We start from the raw sequence: 5879 nt of genomic DNA, 5'->3' as shown, positions 1-5879 counted from the left end.
AGCTTGCCCTGCCCCGCGCGCACCAGCGGCTGAACAAGGACCGCAAAAATCGGCCGCGCGAAATAGAGGCAAATCCCGAAAGCGACCGCGATCGCGACGAGCGATTTGAGCAGGCGCGAACGCAATTCGACCAGATGGTCGAGCAAGGGCATTTTACCGCCAGCGCCTTCCTCGTCCGCCGTCACCGGCCCTTCGATACTCATGGCAACGGCCCATCCTTGGGGGGAACGGCATGGGTTTCCGGCGTTTCCGGAGGGGTCGCTGCGGCCAGCTGATCGGCGTCCTCGGTCGACGGTTCGGCCGGCACGCTGGTGGCGGGAATCATCGGCGGCGCATCGGCGCCGTCGGCGCGTGGAAACTCGCGCATGATCGCCTCATTCTGCTCACGCCACTTTTTCTCAAGCTCTTCGAGCTCGGCCTCGCGCATCATCGTGTCGAGCCCCGAGCGGAAATGGCGCGCCATTCCGCGCGCCTTGCCGACCCATTTGCCGACGAAGCGCATCGCCTTGGGCAAGTCCTTGGGGCCGATGACCACGAGGGCCACGACCACGACGAGCATCAACTCGGTGGGTGCGACGTCGAACATGAATTTAGCGCCCCCTCAACCGCAGTCGGCGATCAGAGCTTGTCCTGCTCGTTGGTCGGCGTCGCCATCGGCGTCGGGTCGGGCGTGCGCTGGCCTTCGAGATGCTTAACCGGCGGCAATGCGTCGTCGTCGGCCATGCCCTTTTTGAAGCTTTTCAGCCCCTTGGCGACGTCACCCATCATGTCCGAGAAGCGCCCCTTGCCGAACAACAGCAACACGACGACACCGAGGATGAGCCAGTGAACCAGGCTGAAACCGCCCATGAAAATTCTCCTTTGCGCCCCGACGGGCGTTTGTTCCTGTCCTAATTAGGCGTCTTCGCCGTCTTTTACTAGGTCCAGCTCGCCCATCGCTTCTTCGAAAGCGAGATCGACCGGATCGAGCAGACCCGCCGCGCGCAAATCTTCGATGCCCGGCAAATCCTTGCGGCTGCTAAGTCCGAAATGCTGCAAAAATGCGTCGGTGGTCTTGTAGATCAGCGGGCGGCCGGGAACCTCGCGGCGCCCGGCAGGAGCGATCCATTCAGCCTCCATCAAAACGTCGAGCGTGCCCTTGGAGGTCTGGACGCCGCGAATCGCTTCGATCTCGGCGCGGCTGACCGGTTCGTGATAGGCGACGATCGCCAGCACTTCCGACGCGGCGCGCGACAATTTGCGCGGATCGTCGCGTTCGCGGCGCAGCAGATGCGCCAGGTCGGCGGGGGTCTGAAAATGCCAATGGCCGCCACGTTCGACGAGTTCGATACCGCTACCCGCATGGCGCGCGGCGATCGCGTGAATAATTGCCTTGATCTCGGCAACCGGAATGTCCTCGGCAAAACGCGCCGCGATCTGCCGCGCGTCGAGTGCTTCGTCGCTGGCGAACAGCATCGCCTCTATCGCGCGTTCGCGGTCGTCGATGGTCATCCTTGCGCAGCCCTCAGATACAGCGGTTCGAACGCGCCTTCCTGTTTCAGGTCGACGCGGCCCTGCCGCGCCAGTTCGAGCGCGGCAACAAAGCTGGACGCGATCGCCGACCGGCGCAAGGGGCCGTCATAGTCGGAGGGCAGGAAATCGGCGAGTTCGGCCCAGTCGAGCTTGATCCCGATCAGCCGCTCGAGATGGTGAAGCGCGGCGTCGAGCGTGATCACGGGGCGACGCGACACCATGTGCACGACCGGCTCGGTGCGGAGCTTTACCTGCCCATAGGCCGACAGCAGATCGTAAAGGCTGGCGTCCCAGCGCCGTAGCCGCACATCGTGCAGCCCTTCGGGTTTCGGGCGCAGGAAGACGTCGCGGCCGACGCGATCGCGCGCGAGCAGCCGTGCTGCCGCCTCGCGCATCGCCGCGAGCCGCTGCAGTCGCAGTTGCAGGCGCAGCGCCAGTTCATCAGGCGACGGATCCTCGAGCGGATCCTTGGGCAGCAACAGCGCCGATTTGAGGTAAGCGAGCCACGCCGCCATCACCAGATAGTCGGCCGCCACCTCGAGCTTCGCGCGCATTTCGGTGATGAAGGTCAGATATTGCTCGACCAGCGCGAGGATCGAAATTTGCCGCAGATCGACTTTCTGGCTGCGCGCGAGCGTCAACAACAGGTCGAGCGGGCCTTCCCAGCTGTCGAGCGAGAGCTGGAGCGCATCCTCGCGCTCCGCCGCCGAGGGCGCCACATCGAAGTCGAGCGGCAGTTCCTCCATCGACCGCTCAGGCGAGAGCCAGCAGCGCATCGCGCTGGTCGACGAGCATCGCGAACTGGCGTTCGTCGTGCGTCCCGGCGATGCGGTCCATCGCGCCTTCGAGCCGCGCCCGCGACACGGTGCTGATCGGATCGAGCCCATTGGCGATACCGATCATGTCGTCCATCTTGCCCCAGCAATTGAGTGCGATGTCGCAGCCGGCGGCGACCGCAGCGACCGCGCGCGACGGAACATCGCCCGACAAGGCCTCCATATCGAGATCGTCGCTCATCAACAGGCCGTGGAAGCCGATGCGCTGGCGGATCACGCTGTCGATGATCACCGGCGAGAGCGTCGCGGGGCGGTCCGGGTCCCAGGCGGTGAAGACGACGTGACAGGTCATCGCCATCGCGGCGTCGCGCAGCGCCGCGAAGGGTGCGAGGTCGGTCTGCAAATCTCGGTCGAGCGCCGTGACGACCGGCAGTTCCTTGTGCGAATCGAGCAGCGCGCGGCCATGGCCCGGGATATGTTTGACGATGCCGACGACGCCGCCGTCCTGCAGCCCGCTGAGAATTGCGCGGCCGAGCGCCGCAACGCGCATCGGTTCGCTGCCGAGCGCGCGGTCGCCGATGATGTCGCTGGCGCCGGGCTGGCGCACGTCGAGCAACGGCAGGCAATCGACGGTGATGCCGACTTCGGACAGCATCGACGCAAGCGCCATCGCGTTCAATCGCGCGGCCTCGATCGCGCTCGCAGGCGCGCGCTCGTACAGCGCGTCGAACGCCGCGCCGCTCGGGAAATCGGGCCACTCGGGCGATTTCATGCGCGCCACGCGCCCGCCCTCCTGATCGATCAGGATCGGCAGGTTCGCACGACCGTCAAGATCGCGCAGTTCATCCGTGAGCTTCCGCAATTGTCCGCGATTTTCGATATTGCGGCCGAACAGGATATAGCCCGCAGGCTCGCTGTCGCGAAAGAAAGCGCGCTCATCGTCGGTCAGCCTATGACCGGCCAGGCCAAAGATCGCGGGTATCATCGTGCGTCAACCTCCATCGGTCGGCACCCCCTCATGCCCGTGCATGACACAGCAAGGGCAAATCACCAAAGTCCGCTGCGGCCAAGCGGGCCGAATCAGCGAACGACGACGCAATTTTCACCGGCAACGCGCAGTTTTCCGCACAGGCTCTGCGCATTGGCCGCCGTGCCCGCGACGGCGCGCAGTCGATAGACCTTGCCGCTGTCGACCGTTGCCGGCGACACCGACTTGGTCAGCGTCGACAGATAGGCGAAGCGTTTCGACAGGTTGGTCCACGCCTTTGCCGCTGCATCTTCGCTGCTGAACGCGCCAAGCTGGATCATTGCCGATCCCGACGGCGCCGGAACGGCCTTGACCGGTTCGGCGGTCTTCACCGAGGTCGCGGCCGGCTTCCCCTTGCCCTTGTCGGCGGCGAGACGCGCGGCTTCGGCCTTGATGGTGGCCGCCTTGTCGGCTTCGGCCTTTTTTGCGGCCTTGGCGGCAGCTTCGCGTTCGGCAGGCGTTGCCGCCGGTTCTTCCGGCATGCGCGACGCATCCACCTTGCCCGATGGTTCGGCGCCCTCGCTCGCGGCGAAGCTCGCATCGCCTTCACCGTCAAAAGTCTTGGCGGCGTCATTCTTTGGCGCGACCTTGTAATCGCCCTTTTGCGCCGCGATCAGTTCGCCCTGCCCGCGCGCACCGCCGTTCTGGATCCACCACAGGCCGCCAAGCACCGCGCCGATCAGCACCAACCCACCGAGCACCATGACGAGCAGACGGGTCGGCGAAACCTCTCCATCATCCTCATATTCGTCGGCGGCCTCGAGCCAGGGCAGACGATCTTCGTCGTCGAGCCCCAGTCCCACGTCCTTCTCATCGGCCATCACAGCATCTCCTCGAGCGCATCCACCCCCATCAGGTGCAGCCCGTTGCGGACAACCTGCCCGATTCCATCGGCCAAATAAAGGCGGGTCGCGGTCAATTCGGGATCCTTGTCGAGCACGATGCGCAGGCCGGGGTCGTCGTTGCCGAGATTGTACCACGCATGGAAGGCCGCAGCGACGTCGGCGAGGTAGAAGGCGATCCGGTGCGGTTCGCGCGACGCCGCTGCTGATTCGACGGTCCGAGGGAATTGTGCGAGCAGTTTGACGAGGCCCAGCTCATGGGCGTTGAGCCGGGTCGATACAGGTGCGGGCAATATGATGCCGGCATCCGCGGCCTTTTTCCGAAGCCGCGAAATCCGTGCATTGGCATATTGCAGATACCAGACCGGATTGTCGCGCGACGCCTCGACCACCTTCGCGAAGTCGAAGTCCATCTGCGCATCGGCCTTGCGCGTCAGCATCGTAAAGCGCACCGCGTCCTTCCCGACTTCGTCGACGATATCGGCCAGGGTCACGAAATTGCCGGCACGCTTCGACATTTTGAACGGCTCGCCGTTCTTGAGCAGCCGCACCATCTGGACGAGCTTGACGTCGAACTTCTTCTTGCCCTCGGTCATCGCCGCGACCGCCGCCTTGATCCGCTTCACCGTACCGGCATGGTCGGCGCCCCAGATGTCGATCAACTCGTCGGCGCTCTCGGCTTTCTGGAAATGATAGGCGAGGTCGGCACCGAAATAGGTCCAGCTTCCATCCGATTTCTTGATCGGGCGATCCTGGTCGTCGCCGAACCGCGTCGAGCGAAACAGCGGCAGTTCGACCGGTTCCCAATCTTCGGGCGTCTCGCCCTTCGGCGCTTCGAGCACGCCGTCATAGACGAGGTCGTGGTCACGCAACCACTTCTCGGCGTCGTCGGGCTTGCCCGCGGCCTGCAGCTCGGCCTCCGACGAGAAGAGATTGTGGTGGATGCCGAGCTTGGCGAGGTCGGCGCGGATCATGTCCATCATCGCGCTGACCGCTTCGGCACGGAACAGGCCGAGCCACGCGCTTTCAGGGGCGCCGACGAAGCGGTCGCCATATTCGGCGGCCAGCTTCTGCGCGACCGGGATCAGATAGTCGCCCGGATAGAGACCTTCGGGAACCGCGCCGACCTCCTCGCCCAGCGCCTCGCGATACCGCAGATGCACCGAGCGCGCGAGGACATCGACCTGCGCGCCCGCGTCGTTGACATAATATTCGCGGATGACATCGTGCCCGACATATTCGAGCAGCGCGGCGAGCGCGTCGCCGACGACGGCACCGCGGCAATGGCCGACGTGCATCGGGCCGGTGGGGTTGGCGGAGACATATTCGACGTTGACGGTACGTCCCCGCCCCAGCGCCGAGCGGCCATAATCGCCAGTCTCGGCATGGATCAGCGCCAGCTCGTCGCGCCAGCTGGCGTCGGCGAGACGCAGGTTGATGAAGCCGGGACCGGCGACGCTCGCCTCGGTCACCTCGTCGAGCGCGCCCAGTTCGGCCACGAGCAGATCGGCGAGCGCGCGCGGGTTCATGCCCGCCGGCTTGGACAGCACCATCGCGGCATTGGTGGCGACATCGCCGTGCGACGGATCGCGCGGCGGTTCGACGCTGATCGACGAACGATCGAGACCGGCGAGAAGCGCGCCGCGCGCGGCGAGCGCGTCAAGGGCAGAGCCGATATGGTCGGTAAAGCGGCTGAACAGGGTCACGAGCGGGGCCTATCTT

The 5879-nt window shown here is 65.1% G+C and carries 8 protein-coding genes; all 8 read right to left on the bottom strand.

From position 1 onward, the window contains the following. A partial coding sequence (locus tag ACREB7_RS20320) for a twin-arginine translocase subunit TatC (RefSeq protein ID WP_431594070.1) occupies nt 1–203 on the bottom strand: 203 nt, incomplete at its 3' end. Further along, on the bottom strand, nt 200–586 hold the full coding sequence (gene tatB, locus ACREB7_RS20315; protein WP_431594069.1) for a Sec-independent protein translocase protein TatB: 387 nt from the start codon (nt 584–586) through the stop codon (nt 200–202). The genes ACREB7_RS20320 and tatB, both read right to left, overlap by 4 nt. A gap of 32 nt (nt 587–618) precedes the next feature. After that, a complete protein-coding gene (locus ACREB7_RS20310; protein WP_431594068.1) occupies nt 619–849 on the bottom strand; it encodes a twin-arginine translocase TatA/TatE family subunit in 231 nt (76 codons plus the stop codon). A gap of 45 nt (nt 850–894) precedes the next feature. Further along, complete coding sequence (scpB, locus tag ACREB7_RS20305) at nt 895–1491, bottom strand: SMC-Scp complex subunit ScpB (RefSeq protein WP_431594067.1); 597 nt, start codon at nt 1489–1491, stop codon at nt 895–897. Further along, nucleotides 1488–2258 carry a segregation and condensation protein A gene (locus ACREB7_RS20300; protein ID WP_431594071.1) on the bottom strand — a complete coding sequence of 257 codons (771 nt, stop codon included), beginning with the start codon at nt 2256–2258 and terminating at the stop codon, nt 1488–1490. Before ACREB7_RS20300 ends, scpB begins: the two co-directional genes overlap by 4 nt. Nucleotides 2259–2265: 7 nt before the next feature. Then, nucleotides 2266–3273, bottom strand: a complete 1008-nt coding sequence (nagZ, locus tag ACREB7_RS20295) for a beta-N-acetylhexosaminidase (protein WP_431594066.1) — start codon at nt 3271–3273, stop codon at nt 2266–2268. Between the two features lie 95 nt (nt 3274–3368). Continuing rightward, the gene (locus ACREB7_RS20290) at nt 3369–4136 is read right to left on the bottom strand and encodes an SPOR domain-containing protein (RefSeq protein WP_431594065.1); all 768 of its coding nucleotides are present in this window, start codon (nt 4134–4136) and stop codon (nt 3369–3371) included. Continuing rightward, nucleotides 4136–5863, bottom strand: a complete 1728-nt coding sequence (argS, locus tag ACREB7_RS20285; RefSeq protein ID WP_431594064.1) for an arginine--tRNA ligase — start codon at nt 5861–5863, stop codon at nt 4136–4138. Before argS ends, ACREB7_RS20290 begins: the two co-directional genes overlap by 1 nt. Nucleotides 5864–5879: the final 16 nt, after the last annotated feature.

It is taken from the genome of Sphingopyxis sp. (genome assembly GCF_050725615.1).
In the GTDB taxonomy this organism is placed as follows: domain Bacteria; phylum Pseudomonadota; class Alphaproteobacteria; order Sphingomonadales; family Sphingomonadaceae; genus Sphingopyxis.
The sequence above is the reverse complement of the archived record's forward strand: the minus strand, read 5'-3'. Positions and strand labels throughout refer to the sequence as shown.